The organism is Pseudomonas sp. LBUM1679 (assembly GCF_059695565.1).
The window spans coordinates 724,904-745,399 of the sequence record NZ_CP166774.1 but is presented as its reverse complement, the minus strand read 5'-3'; the positions used below and the strand labels follow the sequence as shown (position 1 = coordinate 745,399).

Annotated in this window: 18 protein-coding genes; 10 read left to right on the top strand and 8 right to left on the bottom strand. The window is 60.5% G+C overall.

From position 1 onward, the window contains the following. The first annotated feature begins 166 nt into the window (after positions 1–166). The 5 genes from ACA062_RS03340 to ACA062_RS03320 all read left to right on the top strand — a co-directional run bounded on the left by ACA062_RS03340 (position 167) and on the right by ACA062_RS03320 (position 5,239). Positions 167–1,462: an NCS2 family permease gene (locus tag ACA062_RS03340; protein WP_497455212.1), complete on the top strand. Its 1,296-nt coding sequence runs from the start codon at positions 167–169 to the stop codon at positions 1,460–1,462. Continuing rightward, positions 1,459–2,538, top strand: coding sequence for a tRNA (uridine(54)-C5)-methyltransferase TrmA (trmA, locus tag ACA062_RS03335; protein WP_497455211.1), 1,080 nt, complete (start codon positions 1,459–1,461; stop codon positions 2,536–2,538). The genes ACA062_RS03340 and trmA overlap by 4 nt, the downstream gene beginning before the upstream one ends. Positions 2,539–2,706: 168 nt before the next feature. Beyond that, positions 2,707–3,618, top strand: a complete 912-nt coding sequence (locus tag ACA062_RS03330; RefSeq protein WP_497455210.1) for a LysR family transcriptional regulator — start codon at positions 2,707–2,709, stop codon at positions 3,616–3,618. A gap of 320 nt (positions 3,619–3,938) precedes the next feature. Continuing rightward, the gene (gene aroQ, locus ACA062_RS03325) at positions 3,939–4,379 is read left to right on the top strand and encodes a type II 3-dehydroquinate dehydratase (protein WP_497455209.1); all 441 of its coding nucleotides are present in this window, start codon (positions 3,939–3,941) and stop codon (positions 4,377–4,379) included. 5 nt (positions 4,380–4,384) lie between these two features. After that, positions 4,385–5,239, top strand: coding sequence for a shikimate dehydrogenase (locus ACA062_RS03320; RefSeq protein ID WP_497455208.1), 855 nt, complete (start codon positions 4,385–4,387; stop codon positions 5,237–5,239). A gap of 150 nt (positions 5,240–5,389) precedes the next feature. On the opposite strand, the gene ACA062_RS03315 is transcribed toward ACA062_RS03320, so the two are convergent. Both ACA062_RS03315 and quiC read right to left on the bottom strand, forming a co-directional pair. Next, the gene (locus ACA062_RS03315) at positions 5,390–6,067 is read right to left on the bottom strand and encodes a TetR/AcrR family transcriptional regulator (protein ID WP_497455207.1); all 678 of its coding nucleotides are present in this window, start codon (positions 6,065–6,067) and stop codon (positions 5,390–5,392) included. A gap of 102 nt (positions 6,068–6,169) precedes the next feature. Next, a complete protein-coding gene (gene quiC, locus ACA062_RS03310; RefSeq protein WP_497455206.1) occupies positions 6,170–8,071 on the bottom strand; it encodes a 3-dehydroshikimate dehydratase QuiC in 1,902 nt (633 codons plus the stop codon). Positions 8,072–8,660: 589 nt separating this feature from the next. Here quiC and ACA062_RS03305 point away from each other — a divergent pair. Further along, on the top strand, positions 8,661–9,998 hold the full coding sequence (locus ACA062_RS03305; RefSeq protein ID WP_497455205.1) for an MFS transporter: 1,338 nt from the start codon (positions 8,661–8,663) through the stop codon (positions 9,996–9,998). A gap of 168 nt (positions 9,999–10,166) precedes the next feature. On the opposite strand, the gene ACA062_RS03300 is transcribed toward ACA062_RS03305, so the two are convergent. The 4 genes from ACA062_RS03300 to ACA062_RS03285 all read right to left on the bottom strand — a co-directional run bounded on the left by ACA062_RS03300 (position 10,167) and on the right by ACA062_RS03285 (position 14,024). Then, positions 10,167–11,045 carry a DMT family transporter gene (locus ACA062_RS03300; RefSeq protein WP_497455204.1) on the bottom strand — a complete coding sequence of 293 codons (879 nt, stop codon included), beginning with the start codon at positions 11,043–11,045 and terminating at the stop codon, positions 10,167–10,169. 139 nt (positions 11,046–11,184) lie between these two features. Next, positions 11,185–12,000, bottom strand: a complete 816-nt coding sequence (locus tag ACA062_RS03295; protein WP_497455203.1) for a sugar phosphate isomerase/epimerase family protein — start codon at positions 11,998–12,000, stop codon at positions 11,185–11,187. 2 nt (positions 12,001–12,002) lie between these two features. Beyond that, positions 12,003–13,058, bottom strand: a complete 1,056-nt coding sequence (locus ACA062_RS03290) for a Gfo/Idh/MocA family protein (protein ID WP_497455202.1) — start codon at positions 13,056–13,058, stop codon at positions 12,003–12,005. A 189-nt stretch (positions 13,059–13,247) separates the two neighbouring features. Further along, positions 13,248–14,024: an IclR family transcriptional regulator gene (locus ACA062_RS03285; protein ID WP_497455201.1), complete on the bottom strand. Its 777-nt coding sequence runs from the start codon at positions 14,022–14,024 to the stop codon at positions 13,248–13,250. Positions 14,025–14,189: 165 nt separating this feature from the next. Here ACA062_RS03285 and ACA062_RS03280 point away from each other — a divergent pair, with 165 nt between their 5' ends. The 4 genes from ACA062_RS03280 (at position 14,190) to ACA062_RS03265 (ending at position 18,885) form a co-directional block, all read left to right on the top strand. Further along, complete coding sequence (locus ACA062_RS03280; protein WP_497455200.1) at positions 14,190–15,932, top strand: FAD-dependent oxidoreductase; 1,743 nt, start codon at positions 14,190–14,192, stop codon at positions 15,930–15,932. Positions 15,933–16,021: 89 nt separating this feature from the next. Then, entirely contained in the window at positions 16,022–16,888 is an 867-nt protein-coding gene (ypfJ, locus tag ACA062_RS03275) for a KPN_02809 family neutral zinc metallopeptidase (RefSeq protein WP_497455199.1), read from the top strand. A 147-nt stretch (positions 16,889–17,035) separates the two neighbouring features. Then, the gene (gene ypfJ, locus ACA062_RS03270) at positions 17,036–17,926 is read left to right on the top strand and encodes a KPN_02809 family neutral zinc metallopeptidase (RefSeq protein WP_497455198.1); all 891 of its coding nucleotides are present in this window, start codon (positions 17,036–17,038) and stop codon (positions 17,924–17,926) included. Continuing rightward, entirely contained in the window at positions 17,926–18,885 is a 960-nt protein-coding gene (locus ACA062_RS03265) for an alpha/beta hydrolase (RefSeq protein WP_497455197.1), read from the top strand. Before ypfJ (ACA062_RS03270) ends, ACA062_RS03265 begins: the two co-directional genes overlap by 1 nt. A 98-nt stretch (positions 18,886–18,983) precedes the next feature. On the opposite strand, the gene ACA062_RS03260 is transcribed toward ACA062_RS03265, so the two are convergent. Both ACA062_RS03260 and tesB read right to left on the bottom strand, forming a co-directional pair. Further along, positions 18,984–19,577 carry an HAD family hydrolase gene (locus ACA062_RS03260; protein ID WP_497455196.1) on the bottom strand — a complete coding sequence of 198 codons (594 nt, stop codon included), beginning with the start codon at positions 19,575–19,577 and terminating at the stop codon, positions 18,984–18,986. Further along, on the bottom strand, positions 19,574–20,443 hold the full coding sequence (gene tesB, locus ACA062_RS03255) for an acyl-CoA thioesterase II (protein WP_497455195.1): 870 nt from the start codon (positions 20,441–20,443) through the stop codon (positions 19,574–19,576). Before tesB ends, ACA062_RS03260 begins: the two co-directional genes overlap by 4 nt. Positions 20,444–20,496 lie beyond the last annotated feature (53 nt).

The window sequence follows — 20,496 nt, the reverse complement described above, 5'->3', positions numbered from 1 at the left end:
AAAACTTCGACGACGATCGCAGCCATAAGCAGTCATAACCCCACGCTGCTGGTATGATGCGCGGCTTTTTCCGACCTACAGCAAATTATCGGGCGCCTGCGGTGGTCTGTGCTTTGCTGTTGAAGTCGATACATTCACGGCGCCTGGCGCGCCACGGGGAGCAGACATGCTGGAAAGGCTGTTTCAACTCAAGGCACATGACACCAATGTGCGGACCGAGATTCTGGCGGGTCTCACGACCTTTTTGGCCATGGCCTACATTCTGTTTGTCAACCCGAGCATCCTCGGCGAGACCGGCATGGACAAGGGCGCGGTGTTTGTCGCGACCTGCCTGGCAGCCGCCATCGGCTCTACCGTGATGGGCCTGATCGCCAACTACCCGATCGCCCTCGCGCCGGGCATGGGCTTGAACGCCTTCTTCACCTATACCGTCGTCCTGCACATGGGCCACACCTGGCAAGTGGCACTGGGCGCGGTGTTCATTTCGGCCGTGCTGTTCTTCCTGTTGTCGATCTTCCGTATCCGGGAGTGGATCATCAACAGCATCCCGTTGCCGCTGCGCTCGGCCATTGCGGCCGGTATCGGCCTGTTTCTGGCCCTGATCGCCCTGCACAACGCCGGCATTGTGGTCAGTAACCCGGCAACCATGGTTGGCCTTGGCGACCTCAAGCAACCGGCACCGATCCTCGCCACCCTGGGCTTTGCCCTGATCGTCGCCCTCGAAGCCCTGAAGATTCGCGGCGCGGTGCTGATCGGCATTCTGGCGGTGACCATCACCTCAATCGCAATGGGCTTTACCCCGTTCGGCGGCGTCATGTCGATGCCACCGTCGCTGGCGCCGACCTTCCTGCAACTGGACATCAAAGGCGCGCTGGACATCGGTCTGGTCAGCGTGATTTTCGCGTTCCTGTTCGTCGACCTGTTCGATAACTCCGGCACCCTGATCGGTGTGGCCAAGCGCGCCGGCCTGATGAGCAAGGATGGCCACATGCCAAAAATGGGGCGCGCCCTGATCGCCGACAGTACCGCGGCCATGGCCGGTTCCTTGCTGGGGACTTCAACGACGACCAGCTACATCGAATCCGCCGCCGGCGTGAGTGCCGGTGGCCGCACCGGCCTGACCGCTGTCGTGGTTGCAATTCTGTTCCTGCTGGCGTTGTTTTTCTCGCCATTGGCCGCCAGCGTTCCGGCGTTCGCCACGGCACCTGCCCTGCTGTTCGTCGCGGTACTGATGACATCCGGCCTGGCCGAAATAGACTGGGACGACATTACCGTTGCTGCACCGGTCGTGGTCACCGCCCTGGCCATGCCATTCACTTATTCCATCGCCAATGGCATCGCCTTCGGTTTCATTTCCTGGACCGCGATCAAGCTGCTCTCCGGTCGCGGCCGTGAGTTGAATTCGGCGCTGGTGATCCTGTCGATTCTGTTCGTGATCAAGTTGGGTTGGTTCAACGCATGACTTTTGATACCCAGGCTTACGCCGTTCAACTCGAAGAAAAGGTCACGCGCCTGCGTGATCTCCTGGCCCCGTTCGATGCGCCAGAACCTGCCGTGTTCGACTCGCCGCTGCAGAACTTCCGCCTGCGCGCAGAATTTCGCCTGTGGCGCGAAGCCGGCGAGCGTCACTACGCGATGTTTTCCCAGGAAGACAAACGCACGCCGATCCTGATCGAAGAGTTTCCGATCGCCAGCCTGCGCATCAATCAGTTGATGCCGCAGCTCAAAGCGGCCTGGCAAGGCAGTGCGGCGCTGAGTCACAAGCTGTTCCAGGTGGAGTTCCTGACCACCCTGGCCGGCGATGCAATGATCACGCTGTGCTACCACCGTCCGCTGGACGAACATTGGCACGCAGCCGCCTCGAAACTGGCAGCCGAGCTGAATGTCAGCGTCATCGGCCGCTCCAAGGGCAAGCGCGAAGTCATCGGTCATGATTACGTGATCGAGAAACTGGAGGTCGGTGGCCGCACGTTCAGCTACCGCCAGCCGGAAGGTGCGTTTACCCAGCCCAACGGCACGGTGAACCAGAAGATGCTCAACTGGGCGTATGACGCGCTGGGTGATCGAACTGACGATTTGCTGGAGCTGTACTGCGGCAACGGCAACTTCACCCTGCCGCTCGCGACTCGCGTACGCAAAGTGCTGGCCACCGAAATCAGCAAGTCTTCGGTCAATGCGGCACTGAGCAATCTCAGCGATAACGCGGTGGATAACGTCACCCTGGTGCGCCTGTCCGCCGAGGAGCTGACCGAGGCGTTGAACGAAGTGCGCCCGTTCCGTCGCCTGCACGGCATCGACCTGAAGAGCTACGAATTCGGTAGCGTCTTCGTCGACCCGCCTCGTGCGGGCATGGATCCGGACACCTGCGAGCTCACCCGACGCTTCGACAACATTCTGTATATTTCCTGCAATCCGCAAACGCTGGCGGCCAACATCGCCCAACTGCACGACACCCATCGCATCACTCGCTGCGCGATGTTCGATCAGTTCCCGTGGACCCATCACATGGAATCCGGGGTGTTGTTGACCCGTCGTTGATCGCAATTGCCGCCTACGAATCAGCCGTCATCACGACGGCTTTTTTGTGGGCGCTCAACGTGCCGATTTTCCCGAACCGGGCTGCCAGTCCAGACGCCCTGTATTTGTGTGGCGGAATTTGATAAACACAGAGCCATCCACTCCATTCGATCCCTGGTGTAATCAATCATGCAGCGACAGTTCGACGATCTTCAGTTGGGCAGCATCGAACTGTTTTGCCTGGCCGCCGAGGCTGGTAGCTTCACCGCTGCCGCGCTGGTGGCCGGCGTGACTCCGGCAGCCGTGAGCCGATCGGTGTCGCGCATGGAAGAACGCCTGGGCGTGCGCCTGTTCGCACGCACCACGCGCAGCGTAAAGCTGACCGACAGTGGCCGGCGGTATTACGAAGAGTGTCGCCCGGCGCTGGCGCAACTGGTCGAGGCCCAGCGCGAGGTCATGGGCCAGCAGCAGGAGCCTTCCGGCACCTTGCGCATCAGTATCCCAACCACTTATGCCCATCACCGCATCCTGCCGCTGCTGCCAGCGTTTCGGGAACGCTTCCCGGCGGTGAAAGTCGAGTCGCACATCAGCAATCGCAACATCGATTTTGTTGGCGAAGGCTATGACATGGCCATCCGCGTGCGGGCGATTCCCGATTCCGGCCTCATCGCCCGGCACCTGGAAGACGCAGCGTTGGTGATGATCGCCAGTCCCGACTACCTGAAACGTACCGGCATCCCGCAAACCCTGGACGACCTCCAACAGCATGAATGCATTCAGTACGAACTGCCCAGCAGCGGTCGGCGTATTGCCTGGTTGTTCAACGACGATGGCGTGCAACGAGAGATTCTCGCCGAGGGTAGCCTCAGTTGTTCCGACGACGTGCTCGGTGGCGTGACCCTGGCCAAACATGGGGCGGGGGTGTTTCAGACTTATCGCTTCATCGTCGAAAACGAACTGGCCGATGGTTCGCTGGTGGAAGTGCTCAAGCCTTATGGCGGGCGCTCCCGGCCGTTCACTCTGCTCTACCCGCAGAGTCGCCATGTGCCGCTGCGATTGAGGGCTTTCATCGATTTCCTGGTCGAGCAGCTTCCGCACTGAATCGCGGGGGTGTTCGGGATTGACGTCTGGCGCAAGACCTGTAGGAGCTGGCTTGCCAGCGAAAGCGGCGGGTCAGTCGACATAGTTATCGCTGAACGGACGCCTTCGCTGCGATGCGGCGATCCGACAAGCCAGCTCCTACAAGAGAACGCATTCCAAGGGAGCTGCCGCAAGCTGCGATCTTTTGCGTATGTTCGATCACCGCACACAAAAACTGCAGACGTCTCCTCTCCAATTGACCAAATTAACCATTCAGTACATTTTATCTCCACAGGCCGAAACGCTCGGTCGGTTCCAAAAATAATAAGTGGAGAAAAGCGATGGCCCCTATCGTCCTGGTGCTCAACGGCCCCAATCTGAACCTGCTCGGTACTCGCGAACCGGCGACTTACGGCCATGAAACCCTGGCTGACATTTCCGCTTTGTGCGGCCGCGCCGCCGAAGAGTTCGGCTTGGAAGTGGAATTTCGCCAGACCAATCATGAAGGCGAACTGCTCGACTGGATTCACGCCGCCCGCGGCCGTTGCGCTGGAATCGTCATCAACCCGGCTGCCTGGACACACACCTCGGTTGCGATCCGCGATGCCCTGGTCGCCAGCGAACTGCCGGTGATCGAAGTCCACCTCTCCAACGTCCATGCCCGCGAGCCATTCCGGCACCACAGCTTCGTTTCAGCCATTGCCACCGCAGTAATGGCTGGCTTCGGCAGCCACGGTTATCGGCTGGCGCTGGAACATTTCAGCCTGCGGTTGAAGGGGTGAACGCCATGATCCAGAACACTACCGTACTGGCCGGACTGATCGGTGCCGGCATCCAGGCTTCCCGCACCCCGGCACTGCACGAGCATGAAGGCGATGCCCAAGGTTTGCGCTATCTCTATCGCCTGATCGATCTCGATCCGTTGCAACTCGACAGCAGCGCCTTGCCCGACCTGTTATTGGCAGCCGAGCGAATGAATTTCACCGGGCTGAACATCACTTTTCCGTGCAAACAGGCAATCATCCCGCTGCTCGACGAACTGTCGCCGGAAGCCCGCGGCATCGGCGCAGTCAACACAGTGGTACTCAAGGACGGCAAACGAATTGGTCACAACACCGATTGCCTGGGCTTTGCCGAAGGTTTTCGCCGTGGCTTGCAGGGCGTGGCGCTTGAACACGTGGTGCAAATGGGCGCTGGTGGTGCAGGCGCAGCGGTGGCCCATGCGTTATTGAGCGAAGGCGTACAGCTGCTCAGCATTTTTGATGTGAATACCAGCAGCGCGCAGTCGCTGGCGAACAACCTCAATCAACACTTCGGTGCTGGCCGCGCGGTCGCCGGGCAGGATTTGCAGGGCACCCTGGCCCAGGCCGACGGCCTGGTGAACACCACGCCCATGGGCATGAAAAAACTGCCCGGCACGCCGGTGCCTGTGGAGCTGTTGCGCGGTGAGCTGTGGGTGGCGGAAATCGTTTATTTCCCGTTGGAAACCGAACTGCTGCGCAACGCCCGCGCCTTGGGCTGCCGGACGCTGGATGGCGGCAACATGGCGGTGTTTCAGGCGGTGAAGGCGTTTGAATTGTTCAGCGGCGTAGTGCCGGATGCGCAGCGGATGCTGGCGCACTTTCAGAGCATGAAGGGTTGAGACCTGAGACAGAAACTATTCTGTGGCGAGCGAGCTTGCTCCGGGCGGCGATCCGACGCTTGAGTGCGCAGCACTCACAAAATAGCTGATCGCTCCCAGCATTTTGGGGCCGCTGCGCAGCCCAGCGCGAGCAAGCTCGCTCGCCACAGGTCAGGCCTGCAGGTATCGCAACACCGACTCGCAGATCATCTCCCGATGACGCTGCTTGATGCTTTCGTCCGGCAAGTCGATCTGAAAAATCTCACCGAAGGTATGGCGGTTCGACACGCGATAGAAGCAGAACGAACTGATCAGCAGGTGCACATCCAATGGCTCGAGCCCTGCACGGAACACGCCCTCCTCGGCACCGCGACGCAAGATCTCGCCCAGTGAATCGAGGATGGTGTTGTTCATCGCCTTGATCGCATCGGAGCGCTTCACATAGTCGGCGTTGTGAATGTTCTCGATGCTGACGATACGCACGAAATCGACGTTGCGATCATGGTGATCGAAGGTGAACTCGACCAGCCGCCGAATCGCCTCCACCGGCGCCAGTTCAGCCAGGTGCAAACGGCTTTCGGTGCTGCGAATATCGCCGTAGAGTTTCTCCAACACCTCGACGTAGAGCTGTTCCTTACTGCCGAAGTAGTAATAGATCATGCGCTTGGAGGTGTGGATACGCTCGGCGATCGCATCGACGCGAGCGCCGGAAAGCCCCTGCTGGACGAACTCTACAATGGCTTCTTGCAGAATGTTCTCGCGGGTTTTTTCCGGATTGTTCTTGCGACTCTTGCGAGGCTCTGCAATTGGTTCGTCGGGCGCTGCTGAGAGTTCTGAAGTTATTGTCATTGCGGGCTCACGGCCATCACTGCACAGGCTGGCGATTATGGGCCGCGCCGCACAGTGAAGGAAGCCGCGCGGCAGCGGTTTAACCCCGCATTTACGAATTTCCTACAACTTTGCCTGACGGATGGCACCACTGCGCGATTTAGCCATGGCTGCCAGCCGAACCGCCACGTTGGCCGCACCGTAACCGGCGTAGCCATTCTTGCGCTGGATGATCTCAAAGAAGAACCGTCCTTCAAACGGTTCGGTGTACACATGGAACAGCTCACCGCCCTGGGCATCGCGATCGTAAAGCACGTTGTAATACGCCAGCTCGCTGAGGAACTCGTCGTCGAAATCGAAGCGCGCAGCCAGGTCATCGTAATAATTGAGGGGGATATCCAGCAGCGGTACGCCTGCCTCCTTCGCACGACTGACCTCGGCAAAGATATCGTCGCAATCAAACGCGATATGGTGCACGCCCGAGCCGCGATAACTCGAGAGCGCGTGTGAAATCGCGGTGTTGCGGTTCTCGGAAATATTCAGCGGCAAGCGGATCGAGCTGCAGCGGCTGCGCAACGCCCGGCTCTTCACCAAGCCATACGGGTCGGGCAGCACCACTTCATCATCCGCTTCGAAATCCAGCAGGCTCTTGTAGAACAGCACCCAACTGTCGAGGCTGTCGGCCGGCAATGCCATGGCCATGTGGTCGATGCGCTTGAGACCGCCACTGGCCACGGCTGTTGGCTGCAGATTGAAATCGGTGCCATAAACGTCGGCATCCTGGTCTACCAGATAAATCAGACTCCCATCCGGTGCGCGTACGGCGGCCAGCTCCAGTTCATTGGGGCCGACCAGTCCGCGATACGGCTGACCTTTGTAAGCCACGGCCCGGGCCAGCGCGCTGGCGCTGTCCTTGACGCGCACCGCGGTGGCGCACAGCGAGGGTCCATGAGATTCAAAAAAGCTGTGGGCGAACGAATAAGGCTCGGAGTTGAGGATCAGGTTGATATCGCCCTGGCGCAACAGGCTCACACTCTTGGAGCGGTGTTGCCCGGCCTTGACGAAACCGAGTCGCTCCAGCCAATGGGATAGCTTGGCGCCAAGGCTTTCGTCCACGGCGAACTCGAGAAATTCGATGCCGTTGTATTCGCAGGCTGTGGGTGTCTCGAACAGGATATCGAGGTTGGCCGGGGGTTTGGCTTCCTGCGCCAGACGCTCGCGGGTTTTCTCCTCCAGGTACAGCAACGAACGCAGACCGTCGGCGGCGTTGGCCCGGGGCGGTGCCGCACGAAAACCATCGTTGAAGATCTCCAGCGACAGCGGCCCGGTGTAGCCACTCTTGATGATCGGGGCGAGGAAGCCCGGCAAGTCGAATTCGCCCTGGCCCGGGAAACAACGGAAATGCCGGCTCCACTCCAGCACGTCCATGGCCAGGATCGGTGCGTCGGCCATTTGCACAAAGAAAATCTTGTCGCCGGGGATGTCGGCGATGGCGCTCGGATCGCCTTTGAGCGACAGCGTGTGAAAGCTGTCCAGCAACACACCCAGATTCGGGTGGTCCGCCTGACGGACGATGTTCCACACTTGTTGCCAAGTGTTCACATGCCGGCCCCAGGCCAGCGCTTCGTAACCGATCCGCAGGCCACGGGCGCCGGCGTGTTCAGCCAGCAGGCGCAAGTCGTCGACGAGAATCTGTTCATCACCGATGGCGTCGGCCGAGGCGTTGCTGCACACCAGCACCAGGTCGGTACCCAGTTCCTGCATCAGGTCGAACTTGCGCTCGGCCCTTTCCAGGTTACGTGGCAGACGGTCGCGGCGGCAGCCTTCGAAGTCCCGGAAGGGTTGAAACAGGGTGATGGCGATCCCGAGATCGGCGCACATCTGTCTGATTTCCCGCGGGCTGCCGTCGTAGTAGAGAAGGTCGTTCTCGAAAATCTCCACACCATCAAAACCGGCGGCGGCAATGGCTTCGAGTTTTTCCGGCAGGGTACCGCTCAAGGACACGGTGGCAATGGAACGCTGCATATTTCGACTCCCGGTGGTGGAGGCAATATTGTTAGTGCATGACACGCTTTTTGTAGGAGCCCGGCTTGCCGGCGATGGCGATCTCGCGGCCGCTATCGCCGGCAAGCCTGGCTCCTACAGGGATCGCGTTTAGCTTTGAGTGAATTATTGGCTGCGTAATCCCGCACAGCAATTCAAAGTGTACTACCCAGTTAGTTTTCCGTGCGATTATCGAACAAAATGACTGTTAGCGAATTGACGATTTTTTGTCCAATGCGCAACATCGACCTCACATTGAGTCCGGCATGAACCCGGTCTCAGTCACCAAAAGACCCTGAACACCACATAAAAATTTCAAAAAACGGGTACACGCTCATGCACTCATTCAACGCCTTGCTCCCTCGCTCGAATGCTCACACGCCCTGCCTGGCGTCCATCCGATTGTCTTGCGCCTCAGGCCGAACCGTGCAGCTCGCTGAATAACGCGCTTTCGTCAGCTGACCCAAGCACCTCAGCCGATCAATCGCCCCGCGTCTATCGCCACCGATTGATCACGCGCCCTTGAAGTCCCGACGAGCTTCGCTTGTCAGTCATTGAACGGATGGCACAGATGATTCCTTCTCAGAGTTCACGCATGGCTCCGGCCATGAGCACCGCCACTGGCGGCATCGGCGACAAGATCCGCGGCGCCATGGCGGTCGGCAAAACCCGTTGGGGCATGCTGGCGCTGGTGTTTTTCGCCACCACCCTGAATTACATCGACCGCGCCGCACTGGGCGTGATGCAGCCGATCCTGGCCAAGGAAATGAGCTGGACGGCGATGGACTACGCCAACATCAACTTCTGGTTCCAGGTCGGCTACGCCATCGGTTTCGTGCTGCAAGGCCGGTTGATCGACCGGGTCGGCGTGAAACGCGTGTTCTTCTGCGCGGTCCTGCTCTGGAGCCTGGCCACGGGTGCCCACGGCCTGGCCACATCGGCGGTCGGTTTCATGGTCTGCCGCTTCATCCTGGGCCTGACCGAAGCCGCCAACTACCCGGCCTGCGTGAAAACCACGCGGTTGTGGTTCCCGGCCGGCGAACGTGCCGTGGCCACCGGCATCTTCAATGCCGGCACCAACGTCGGTGCAATGTTCACGCCGATGCTGCTGCCGCTGATCCTCCATGTGTGGGGCTGGCAAGCAGCGTTCCTGTGCATGTCGGCACTGGGCGGGATCTGGTTGCTGTTCTGGGGCTTGAAATATTTCAACCCGGAGGATCACCCAAGCGTCAAACAATCGGAACTGGACTACATCCAGAATGAAGTCGAACCGGAACAGGCCCGCGTGCCGTTCTCGACAATCCTGCGCATGCGTGGCACCTGGGCCTTCGCCCTCGCCTACTCGATGACCGCGCCCGTGTTCTGGTTCTACCTCTACTGGCTGCCACCGTTCCTCAATCAGCAATACAACCTGGGGATCAACGTGACCCAGATGGGTATTCCGCTGATCATCATCTACCTGACGGCCGACTTCGGCAGCGTCGGCGGCGGGATCCTGTCCTCGTTCCTGATCGGCCGCGGAATGAACCCGATCAAGGCGCGACTGATGTCCATGTTCCTGTTCGCCTGCTGCATCATCGGCGTGATCATGGCAGCAGGCTCGAGCAATCTGTGGGTTGCCGTGGCCGCCATCTCCCTGGCCATCGGTGCGCACCAGGCCTGGACGGCGAACATCTGGAGCCTGGTGATGGACTACACGCCCAAGCACATGATGAGTACGGTGTTCGGTTTCGGCGGCATGTGCGCCGCCATCGGCGGGATGTTCATGACCCAGTTGGTCGGCCACATTCTGACCATCACCAACAACAATTACACCGTGCTGTTCACCATGATTCCGGCGATGTACTTCATCGCGCTGATCTGGATGTACTTCATGGCACCGCGCAAGATTCCTACCGTTATTGCTTAAAAGTCCGACGCAGTCCCCCTGTGAGAGCGAGCCATGTGGCGAGGGGGCTTGTCGGAACGCCGCATCGCCCCGTTGGGTTGCGAAGCGGCCACAGAAGGTGGGACTGCTGCGCAGTCCAACGGGAGCAAGCTCCCTCGCCACAGGGGCCCCCACAGGTCGTTCACCGTTTCACCGACGGCTTTGTTGCCAGGCCGCCGCCAACCCGCTGCAGCAAATCACCGCGATCCCGACCACTGTGGTCAGGGTCGGCGTGTGGGCAAACAGCAACCAGCCCAGCAAACCGGCAAAGACAATCTGACAATAGCCGAACGGCGCCAGCAGAGCGGGTGCGGCGTGACGGAAAGCCTGGGTCAAAAACAGGTGCGCCGTCATCCCGCAAGCCCCCAGTGCCACCATCATCAAACCATGCCCAAGGCTGGGCACTTGCCAGAAGAACGGCACCAGCGCGCTCATCACCAAGGTGTTGCACAGGCCGGCGAAGAAGTTGCTGGTGGTCGGGCTGTCGATCTTGCTGAGTTTGCGGGTGAGCAATTGATAGAAGCAGAAAAACAATGCCGAGCAGAGCGGCAACAACACGGCTGGCGTGAACAGGTCGCCGCCGGGGTGGACAATGATCACTACGCCGATAAATCCGCAAATCACTGCGATCCATTGGCCACGGGTGACGCGCTCGCCCAGCAGTGGCACCGACAGTGCGGTCACCAGGACCGGGGCAAGAAAGTTGACTGCCGTGGCTTCGGCCAACGGGATGTACTGCAGACCGGTGGTGAAAAACAAGCTGGTGCCCAGCAGGCACAACGCCCTGAGCAACTGCAGTAAAGGCCGCCTGGTCCGCAGGACACTCAGCCCGGATTGCGGCAGAAAAATCCCGGCCATCAACAAGGTGTGAACCAGGTATCGGGCCCAGACCACCATGATGATCGGGTAGAACCCTGAAAGAAATTTCGACAACGCGTCATGGCTGGAAAACAGAAAGGTCGCGACAACGATCAGCATGATCCCCTTGAAGGGCTGATTGACGCCGGAAAGCGGGGTGCTGATGGTCATTGGGTTTCCTTGCTTAAAGTCAAAAGCTTCGCGGGCGAGTCGGATCGCCGCACCGCACGCTCCCACAGGGTTGCTGCAAACCCTGTGGGAGCGTGCGGTGCGGCGATCCGACTTGCCCGCGATAGGTGCGCAGCACCGCTTACAGCCGCGCCATCAAATCACGGGTCTTATCCAACGCCATCTGCGCCCGGCACAACCCGCTCACACCTTGCTCCATCAACTTCAGGGTGGGTATCTCAAGGCTCAACGGAACATTGACGGGTAGACACTGCAACAACCCCGCCAGATCACAATCACCGTCCCCCGGAAAACGCCGCTCATTTCGTGCCTGGCGCAGAATCTCCGTCATGTCCGTCGGCCGCGGCCCCGCGACGTCGCACAACTGGGCATACCGTAACCGTGACGGGGCAACCCTGGCCAAATCTTCCAGCCGCGACTGCGAACGATCGAAATGGAACGCGTCCACCAACACCCCGCCGTTTGCTCGACCGGCATTTTCGACGATACGCACCGCTTGTTCGAGATTACGTGCATCGGTCCATGGCATGAATTCCAGGTGCGGATGAAGGCCGTAAGGTGCCGCCAGATCACAGAGTCTTGCGAAGTTTTCGGTGAGCCGCTGCTCGTCAGAATCGTTACCCGCTACCAGTAATTCAGTCGCACCGAATTCGGCGCCTACGGCCAAAGTCCTATCGAAATCAGCGACGACCGTGTCCGGCTTGAGCCGCAGGATTTCCACATCCAGCACACGAATGCCGGTATCGCGCAAACGCTCCAACGTCCTGCGCCGTAAATCATCATCGGCTACCAGCGCAAAGTGATGTTCTTCAGGTGTCGCCGGTACCAGCCGTAGTCCGACATGACTGTAGCCTGCTCGCGCCGCGACCTCGACCATTTCTGGCGGTGACAACTCCAGTACCGTCAGACTCGCCAGGGAAAGGATCCGTTCACTCATGTTCAATCCTCAATCAATGAAGGAGCGCAGGCGCGACCGGTTTCGGCGGCTTCGCGAATCGCGTCAATCAGTGCCAGCGTACGGGCAGCATCGGCGACGCTCACCAATGGCTCGGCCTCCCGACGAACAACGCGCACGAAATGTTGCAACTGCAAACGCAACGCCTCATCGGCACTGAAACTTTCCCGCTCCAGCAACAACGGTTGATGCCACCCTCCGTCAACATCAGCGTAGTGCCAGCGCTTGAGTTGCGGAATGCTCAATGCCCCGCCCGTCCCGGCCAGCAAATAACAGGGCTGATCGGCCTGACGCGGATACACCGGGTTCTCGCCGGAATCGAGCTCCCAACTCCAGGGTGCCGCCACCGCATCGGAACCGGTCAGGCTGCCCAGTGCGCCACTGTCGAATTGCAGCAGTACCGCCGCGCAATCTTCGTTGGCAAAGCCACGCACCGCATTGCTGGTGATTGCCTGCACTTGCCGCACTTCGCCGCACAGGTGCCGGAGCAAATCGAGATCGTGAATCAGGTTGGTCAGCAACATTCCCGCACCGGGTTCGCGGCGCCAGTCTGTCTCGAAATAACTGTCGGGTTTGCGCAACTGCCAGAGCGCCGTGACCGTGGTCAATCGACCCAAGGCGCCACTCTGGATCAGTTCGTGGGCACGGACGATCAGTGGATTGTGGCGGCGATGATGCCCCACCAACACCGGCACGCCCGTGGCTTTCGAAGCGTTCACCAGCTGGCGAACTTCGTCCAGTTGCACGCCCACCGGTTTTTCCAGCAGCACCGGCACGCCAGCCGCGAGGCAATCCAGTGCGGTGCTGACGTGCAGGGTGTTCGGGTTGGCAACAATCACTGCGTCCGGCTGCACCTGCTCCAGCATCTGACGGTGTTCGGCGAAATACGCCACGCCCCATTGCGCCGCAAGAGCCGCCGCCTGGGACCCGGGGTCGGCCACTGCACACAAGGTTGCTTCAGTCAGGGCTTTCAAATGCAGGTAATGCTGCTGGCCCATGTTGCCAGCGCCGATCAGGGCAATACGAAGGGGAGAGTTCAAGGGGGGTCCTCTTGTGCTTATTGTTGGAAGGAATGACTTTCAACAATTTAGAACCAGGTTCCAGATTCTTACACAGATGAACCACAAAAGTGTGCGAACAACGCACATCTTTCCAGGCGAGCAGGGATCACTGTGTGCGAGCCCTGTGGTGAGGGGGCTCGCTCCCACACTGGATTTATGGCGCCTGGATTAACTGAACAACTCCGAAGCCTGACTCGCCGCGGACAACTCCTCGGTGTACTTCAACAATAACGGCGCCAACTCATGCAACCTCGCCCCCGGCATCCGCGCGCTCGGGCCGGCGATACTGAGTACTCCGATCACCCGGCCATTACCCGGATGCCGTACCACCGCCGCAATCGCCGAAGTCCCCACGGCCGAACTCTCCTCGACCCAGGCGTAACCCTGATCCCGCGCCAGACGCAGCCGTTCCAGCAACTCGATGTTGGAGCGCGGTGCATTCGGCCCCAGGTCTTTCGGGCGGTCACTGCCCTGGCGCTCCACCAGCGACAAGGCTTTGGCATCGCTCATGCTCGCCAGCCACGCATGCCCCGAGGCGGTAAAGAACAGCGGCGCATCACGGCCCATATCCGGGTCGTAGCGCAGACCGGAGCGGGCGCCCTGGGATTTGGCGATCCAGGTCTGTCGCTCGCCTTCGATCACCCCAAGTCGCACCAGCTCACCGGTTTCCCGAGCCAGGCGATCGAGCACCGGCTGCACGATATCGGCGCCGCTGCTCGACAGATAACGAAATCCCATGGCCACCAGCTTGGTGGACAGGTGATAACGCAAATTCTCCGGATTCTGCCGCACGTAACCCAGCCGAATCAGTTCGGCGAGCAGGCGATGGGTCGCGCTTTTGGGGATATCCAGTTGCTCTGCCAGCGTTTGCATCGGCAGACCGCGCGGGTCGCTGGTGAGGCTTTCGAGCACATTGAAAACACGTTCGATCTGACTGCCGGCCATGAGAGGCTCCCGCAAAATGTGTCCGATTCTAAAAGACAAACTGCCCAATACGAAATCTGGAAACCGCCGTCCGATAACCGCCCGCTTTGCACGGTCGATGGTTGCCGAATCAGAGCATGCTCATATATTTTCTGGAATCAAATTCTAAAAACACGAGTTTCAAACATGCCTGCCGAACCACACAACGCTCCGGATATTGACTGCGACGTGCTGATTATTGGTTCCGGTGCAGCCGGACTCTCTGCTGCAGTCACTGCTGCGTGGCACGGCCTGAACGTCATTGTGGTCGAGAAGGATTCGGTGTTTGGCGGCGCCACGGCCTGGTCCGGTGGATGGGCGTGGGTGCCCTGCAACCCCCTGGCCCGTCGCGCGGGTATCGTCGAAGACGTCGACCAACCGCGCACTTACCTGAAACATGAACTGGGCGAGCGTTACGAGCCAGCGATGATCAATGCGTTCCTTGAGGCCGGCCCGCGAATGGTCGCGTTCTTCGAACAGCACACCTCACTGCAATTTGCCGACGGCAACGCCATTGCCGACATTCATGGCGATACCCCGGGAGCGGGCACCGGCGGGCGCTCGGTGATCGCTGCGCCTTATGACGGACGAAAAGTCGGCAAGCTGCTCAAGCGTCTGCGCAAAACCATGCGCGAAACTTCGTTCATGGGCATGCCGATCATGGCGGGCGCGGACCTTGGCGCGTTTCTCAACCTCACACGCTCGGTGTCGGCAGCCTGGCATGTGACCCGGCGTTTTACCCGTCACCTGCTCGACCTCGCCATTCATGGCCGGGCGATGCAACTGGTCAACGGCGTGGCGCTGGTGGCTCGGCTGGCAAAGTCCGCCGAAGACCTTGGCGTATTGCTCTGGGAATCGGCGCCGGTGACCGAGTTATTGCAAGAGGGCGATCAGGTCCGGGGCGCGGTGATCAGTACCGCGCAGAGCAAGATCCGCATCCATGCGCGCAAGGCAGTGGTGCTCGCCGCCGGCGGTTTCGCCAATGACATCGAGCGGCGCAAGGCATTGTTCCCGCGCACACCCACAGGTCATGAACATTTGGCATTGCCGCCCTTGAGCGTCAGTGGCGATGGTCTGCGCCTGGGCGAAAGCGCCGGCGCCCGGGTCAACACCAACATGGCATCGCCCGTAGCCTGGGCACCGGTTTCGCAAGTACCACACAAAGACGGCAGCATCGGCCACTTCCCGCACATCATTGAGCGCGGTAAACCGGGGATCATCGGGGTATTGAGTAACGGCCAGCGCTTCGTCAACGAAGCCAACGGCTACTACGACTACGTGACGGCCATGGTCGCCGCCGCACCGCAGGGCGAGGAAGTCGCCTCCTGGCTGATCTGCAGCCATGGTTTTCAGCGACGCTATGGCCTCGGAATTTCCCGGCCTTTTCCGGTGCCTCTGTCACCCTTTATCCGCAGCGGCTATCTGAAAACCGGCAAGACCCTGGAGGAATTGGCGCGGGCCTGCGGCATCGACTCGAACGGCCTGTGCAGCACCGTGGCGGAATACAACCACCACGCGCGCAACGGTGAGGATCCCTCGTTCGGTCGCGGTTCGACACCCTACAACCGCAAGCAGGGGGATGCGTTGCAGCACCCCAACCCTTGCCTCGCACCGATCGAACAAGGCCCGTTCTATGCCGTGAAGGTCCAGCCCGGCTGCTTCGGCACCTTCGCCGGCCTGAAGGTCAACGAACACGCCCAGGTCCTCGATTCATCAGGACGGCCCATCACCGGGCTATACGCCGCGGGTGGCGACATGGCCAGCATCATGGGTGGGCACTACCCCGCCGGCGGCATTAATCTCGGCCCGGCGCTGACGTTCGGCTACATCGCCGCACGACATATCGCAGGTATCACCGCTTACGAACAGGTGATCGACCGCACTTACTAATCCTTACACAATTCACCCACACTTCTTTGCTTGTGCAGTTATTCATGGATTCGGCGATACACGCCCATCATCCATGAGAGACCACAACCATGTTATGGAACAAGGCAAGACGCAGCGACAACGTGAACGACACTCGCAAGGGCAAGGATGCCCGCTCACTCACAGGGAAAACGCTGGGTGCCGGACTGGCCGTCGTCGCACTGGCAAGCGCAGGACTTTATTCGACACTGGGGACGACACCGGACGAGGCTCCCCTCATCTCCTCGAACACCCTCAACCCACCCGACGCCGCCCTTTCAATAGACACAGAAGACCTGCAACTGAGGTTTGTACAGTCAGTACTGGGCGATACCGAAGACACCTGGAAACAACTTTTTGCGCAAACCGGGCGGCACTACCCGCAACCCACACTGACGCTGTTCAACAATGGCGTGGTCTCGGGATGCGGCTACGCCAGCTCCGCCAGTGGCCCGTTCTACTGCCCGGGCGACCGGCAGCTGTACCTCGATCTGGCGTTCTTCGCCAAGCTGGAGCAGCAGTTTTCAGTGGTCGGTGACTTCGCACGGGCTTACATCATCGCTCACGAAGTCAGCCATCACGTGCAACTCGAGCTGGGGCTTTCCGAACCCTTCGAGAAGGCCTTGCTGGACCAGCAACCCGTCACCGGCGATGGCGGCCTGGAGGTGCGTGCGGAGTTGCAGGCCGATTGCCTGGCCGGCGTCTGGGCGCACCATGCGCAGGAGCGCCTGGACTGGCTGGAGCCTGGCGATATCGAGGCCGCCTTGCAGGCCGCGGCCGCCTTCGGTGACGACAGCCTGCAACGCTCCCGAGACCATACAGTTCGACCAGAGACGTTCAGTCACGGCACTTCGCAGCAGCGCGCGAACTGGTTCAGATCCGGTTTCGCCACAGGCCGGACCGACGCTTGCGACACCTTCGCCGCCGGCGACCTTTAACCCATCCGTCAACGAAGAGGTCAAAGTCACCGCCTGCACAGAACCGGCGCCGCTCCAGGCTGTCTGACGACCGGACTGGCGCCGCTTTCACTCAGCAGCAACACTCACCACCACGCTTCTTCATCAAGCCAGTAAAGAGGATCCCCCATGCTATGGAAAAAAGGCCGACGCAGCGACAACGTGGTCGATGCCCGGGGCGATGATGGCGGCGGCGGTGGCGGGATGCGTTTCGGTGGCGGCAAGGGCCTGAGCCTGACGGCGATCGTGCTGATCGTCGGGATCGGCTGGCTCACTGGCCAGGACCCCTTGCAGATCCTCGGGCAACTCACCGGGCAGATGAGCGAGCCATCGGCACCGGCTTCGACGCAAACCCGCAAGGCGCCGCCGGCCAATGATGAAGGGGCCGAATTCGTGCGCTCGATCCTGGGCGATACCGAAGACACCTGGCGGCAGATTTTCCAACAGGCCGACCGTCAATATAAGGACCCGACCCTGGTGCTGTTCAGCAACCGCGTCAACTCGGCATGCGGCCTGGCGACGTCGGCCACCGGTCCGTTCTATTGCCCGGCGGACCAGAAAGTCTACCTGGACATGAGTTTCTTCCAGGAGATGTCCCAACGCTTTGCCGCTGCGGGCGATTTCGCGCAGGCCTATGTGATCGCTCACGAAGTCGGGCATCACGTGCAGACCTTGCTCGGCGTATCGGCGAAAATTCAGACCGCGCGCCAACAAGGCCGGCAAATGGAAGGCGAAGGTGGCTTGCTGGTGCGCCAGGAACTCCAGGCCGATTGCCTGGCCGGGGTCTGGGCCCATAATGCCCAGCAACGCCTGAACTGGCTGGAACCGGGTGACATCGAAGAAGCCTTGAACGCCGCCAACGCCATTGGCGACGACCGCCTGCAACAGCAAGGCCAGGGTCGCGTGGTGCCGGACTCGTTTACCCATGGTACGTCGGCGCAAAGGGTGCGCTGGTTCAAAACCGGATTCGCACAGGGCCAGGTCGGCCAGTGCGATACCTTTGCGGCGAAAAACCTGTGATGAACACGTGGTTGCTGGCTCTGCTGTTCACCTGCGCAAGCACCCAGGCTGCCGAGCATGGGGTCAAGGAACTCAGCCCCGGTCGCCTGCTGTTGACCTCGGGTGAGATTGCGGTGGGCATCGGCCCGGCACCGACGAAAATCGAACGGGTGCTGATCATCATCCACGGCCGCCTGCGCAATGCCGAAACCTATCGCCAGAGTGCAGAACACGCGGCTGAACAGGCAGGACAAAGCGCGACCACCCTGGTGATTGCGCCGCAATTTCTCAATGAGTCCGACATCGCGCTCCATCCAGTGGCTGACAGCGTATTGCGCTGGCAAGGCAATGACTGGATGGCAGGCGGCGTGTCCACGGCACCGTTTAACCTGAGCTCTTACGCTGCACTCGACGAAGTCGTCGCCCGAATCGGCGATCGTCGACAGTTTCCCGATGTGAAGCAGGTCGTCATCGCCGGTCACTCCGGTGGCGCCCAGGTGGTACAGCGCTATGCGTTGCTGGGTCACGATCAGCCCGAGCTCAAGGCGGCCGGCGTGCCGGTGCGTTACGTCGTCGCCAATCCGTCTTCTTATGCGTATTTCGATGAACGTCGGCCCGTGGCATTCAGTCACGCCGGCTGTCCGGACTTCAATCGCTGGAAGTACGGGCTGACGGATCTACCCGCCTATGCCGAGGGACAAACGCCCGCGCAGTTGCAGGAAAACTACGCCCAGCGTGACATCGTTTACCTACTGGGGCAGCAGGACACCGACCCGAATCATCCGGCGCTGGATAAACGTTGTGAGGCTAAAGCCCAAGGGGCGAATCGTTTGGCGCGTGGGCGCAATTATTTTGAATACCTGAAGCGGCTGTATCCTCAAGGGATGAATCAACAACTGATCGAAGTGCCTGGGGTCGGGCATGACGGGGACGGGATGTTCAATTCGCCTGAGGGGCAGAAAGCGTTGTTTGGTCAGTGAGTTTTTGTGGTGTCTGATCTGACGCCTTCGCGGGCAAGCCTCGCTCCTACAGGAGCGACTCAAATCCCGTAGGAGCGAGGCTTGCCCGCGAAGGGGCCTCATGTGAACAACATATCCCGCAACGCCACACAATCCGCCGCATGCCAGTCAGTCAACTCCGGCCACGGATTGTCCGGCAGATTCACCAGCACCGTCCGCGCCCCGGCCGCGCGACCGCAATCCAGATCGAAGCGGTAATCACCGACCATCACCATCTCGCTCGCCGGTACGTTCCAGGCCTCGGCCAGTTTCAGCAAACCGCCCGGATGAGGTTTGGGCGGCGCTTCATCACGGCCCAACACATCCTCCACCGCGAAGCAGTCGGCCAGACCGATCGCCTCCAGCGTGACGTGCGCCAGCTCCCGGGCATTGCGCGTGAGAATGCCCAGGCGATATCCCCGTCCGGCCAGCTCACGCACCAGCGCCACCGCACCCGGCGCCGCTGTCGAACCCAGCGCCAGGTCGCGTTCGTGTTCCAGCAACCAGGCGTGCTTGGCCGCCGCTTCATCGGCCGGTAGCGCGGCGAGGTGGGTCAGGATGTCGTCTTCGGCAGGGATCGCCAACGCCACGCGGATTGCCGCAAAGTCATGCACAGCCACGGTCAGGGTGCCGTCCATGTCGAACACCCAGTGCCGCACCTCGGCCAGGCTCATGCCCAATCCTTGCGGTGACGAATCAGGCCTTCCTGAGTGACCGAAGCCACCAGTTGCCCGGCACGATTGAACACGCTGCCGCGGGAGAAGCCACGGGAATTGCCGGCCCATGGGCTGTCCATCGCGTACAGCAACCAGTCATCGGCGCGCAGATCGGCATGGAACCAAAGGGCGTGGTCGAGGCTGGCCACCTGCATGTCCTTGTGCCAGACCGATTTGCCATGGGGCTGCATCGAGGTGGTCAACAGACCGAAGTCCGAGGCGTAGGCCAACAGGTATTTATGCAGCGCCGGGGAATCGGCCAAGGCACCGTCGGTGCGAAACCAGACGTACTTGATCGGATCGGACGGATGCGGGTTGTAGGGATCGTCCTCGGTCACCGGTCGGAATTCGATCGGTTTCGGGCACAGCAATTTTTCGCGCATGTGTTCCGGGATCAGGTGCGCGCGCTGCTGGAAGAGTTCCAGTTCTGACGGCAGGTTTTCCGGACCGACCACTGTCGGCATCACGCTCTGGTGCTGGAAACCTTCTTCGTCGTACTGAAACGACGCGCTGCAGGTGAAGATCGGGTTGCCCTTCTGGATCGCCGTCACCCGACGTGTACTGAAGCTGCCGCCGTCCCGCACCCGGTCGACCTGATAGACCACCGGCAGCCCGGCATCGCCCGGACGCAGGAAATAACCGTGCATCGAATGCACATGGCGCGCTTCTTCGACGGTCTGGCTGGCTGCGGACAGGGACTGACCGAGCACCTGTCCACCGAACAGCTGACGAAAACCCAGGTCCTGGCTACGACCACGGAACAGGTTTTCTTCGATCGGCTCCAGGGTCAGCAAGTCGACCAGATCATCCAACACTTGGCTCATTCAGACGCTCCTCACATAACGCAATGCCGCGCAGTCTTGGCTGCGGCGGTCGA

What these genes read in the sequence shown, in the direction of transcription:
- ACA062_RS03340 (WP_497455212.1), top strand. Translation starts at nt 167, where the DNA reads ATGCTGGAAAGGCTGTTTCAACTCAAGGCACATGACACCAATGTGCGG.
- trmA (WP_497455211.1), top strand. Translation starts at nt 1,459, where the DNA reads ATGACTTTTGATACCCAGGCTTACGCCGTTCAACTCGAAGAAAAGGTC.
- ACA062_RS03330 (WP_497455210.1), top strand. Translation starts at nt 2,707, where the DNA reads ATGCAGCGACAGTTCGACGATCTTCAGTTGGGCAGCATCGAACTGTTT.
- aroQ (WP_497455209.1), top strand. Translation starts at nt 3,939, where the DNA reads ATGGCCCCTATCGTCCTGGTGCTCAACGGCCCCAATCTGAACCTGCTC.
- ACA062_RS03320 (WP_497455208.1), top strand. Translation starts at nt 4,385, where the DNA reads ATGATCCAGAACACTACCGTACTGGCCGGACTGATCGGTGCCGGCATC.
- ACA062_RS03315 (WP_497455207.1), bottom strand. Translation starts at nt 6,067, where the DNA reads ATGACAATAACTTCAGAACTCTCAGCAGCGCCCGACGAACCAATTGCA.
- quiC (WP_497455206.1), bottom strand. Translation starts at nt 8,071, where the DNA reads ATGCAGCGTTCCATTGCCACCGTGTCCTTGAGCGGTACCCTGCCGGAA.
- ACA062_RS03305 (WP_497455205.1), top strand. Translation starts at nt 8,661, where the DNA reads ATGATTCCTTCTCAGAGTTCACGCATGGCTCCGGCCATGAGCACCGCC.
- ACA062_RS03300 (WP_497455204.1), bottom strand. Translation starts at nt 11,045, where the DNA reads ATGACCATCAGCACCCCGCTTTCCGGCGTCAATCAGCCCTTCAAGGGG.
- ACA062_RS03295 (WP_497455203.1), bottom strand. Translation starts at nt 12,000, where the DNA reads ATGAGTGAACGGATCCTTTCCCTGGCGAGTCTGACGGTACTGGAGTTG.
- ACA062_RS03285 (WP_497455201.1), bottom strand. Translation starts at nt 14,024, where the DNA reads ATGGCCGGCAGTCAGATCGAACGTGTTTTCAATGTGCTCGAAAGCCTC.
- ACA062_RS03280 (WP_497455200.1), top strand. Translation starts at nt 14,190, where the DNA reads ATGCCTGCCGAACCACACAACGCTCCGGATATTGACTGCGACGTGCTG.
- ypfJ (WP_497455199.1), top strand. Translation starts at nt 16,022, where the DNA reads ATGTTATGGAACAAGGCAAGACGCAGCGACAACGTGAACGACACTCGC.
- ypfJ (WP_497455198.1), top strand. Translation starts at nt 17,036, where the DNA reads ATGCTATGGAAAAAAGGCCGACGCAGCGACAACGTGGTCGATGCCCGG.
- ACA062_RS03265 (WP_497455197.1), top strand. Translation starts at nt 17,926, where the DNA reads ATGAACACGTGGTTGCTGGCTCTGCTGTTCACCTGCGCAAGCACCCAG.
- ACA062_RS03260 (WP_497455196.1), bottom strand. Translation starts at nt 19,577, where the DNA reads ATGAGCCTGGCCGAGGTGCGGCACTGGGTGTTCGACATGGACGGCACC.
- tesB (WP_497455195.1), bottom strand. Translation starts at nt 20,443, where the DNA reads ATGAGCCAAGTGTTGGATGATCTGGTCGACTTGCTGACCCTGGAGCCG.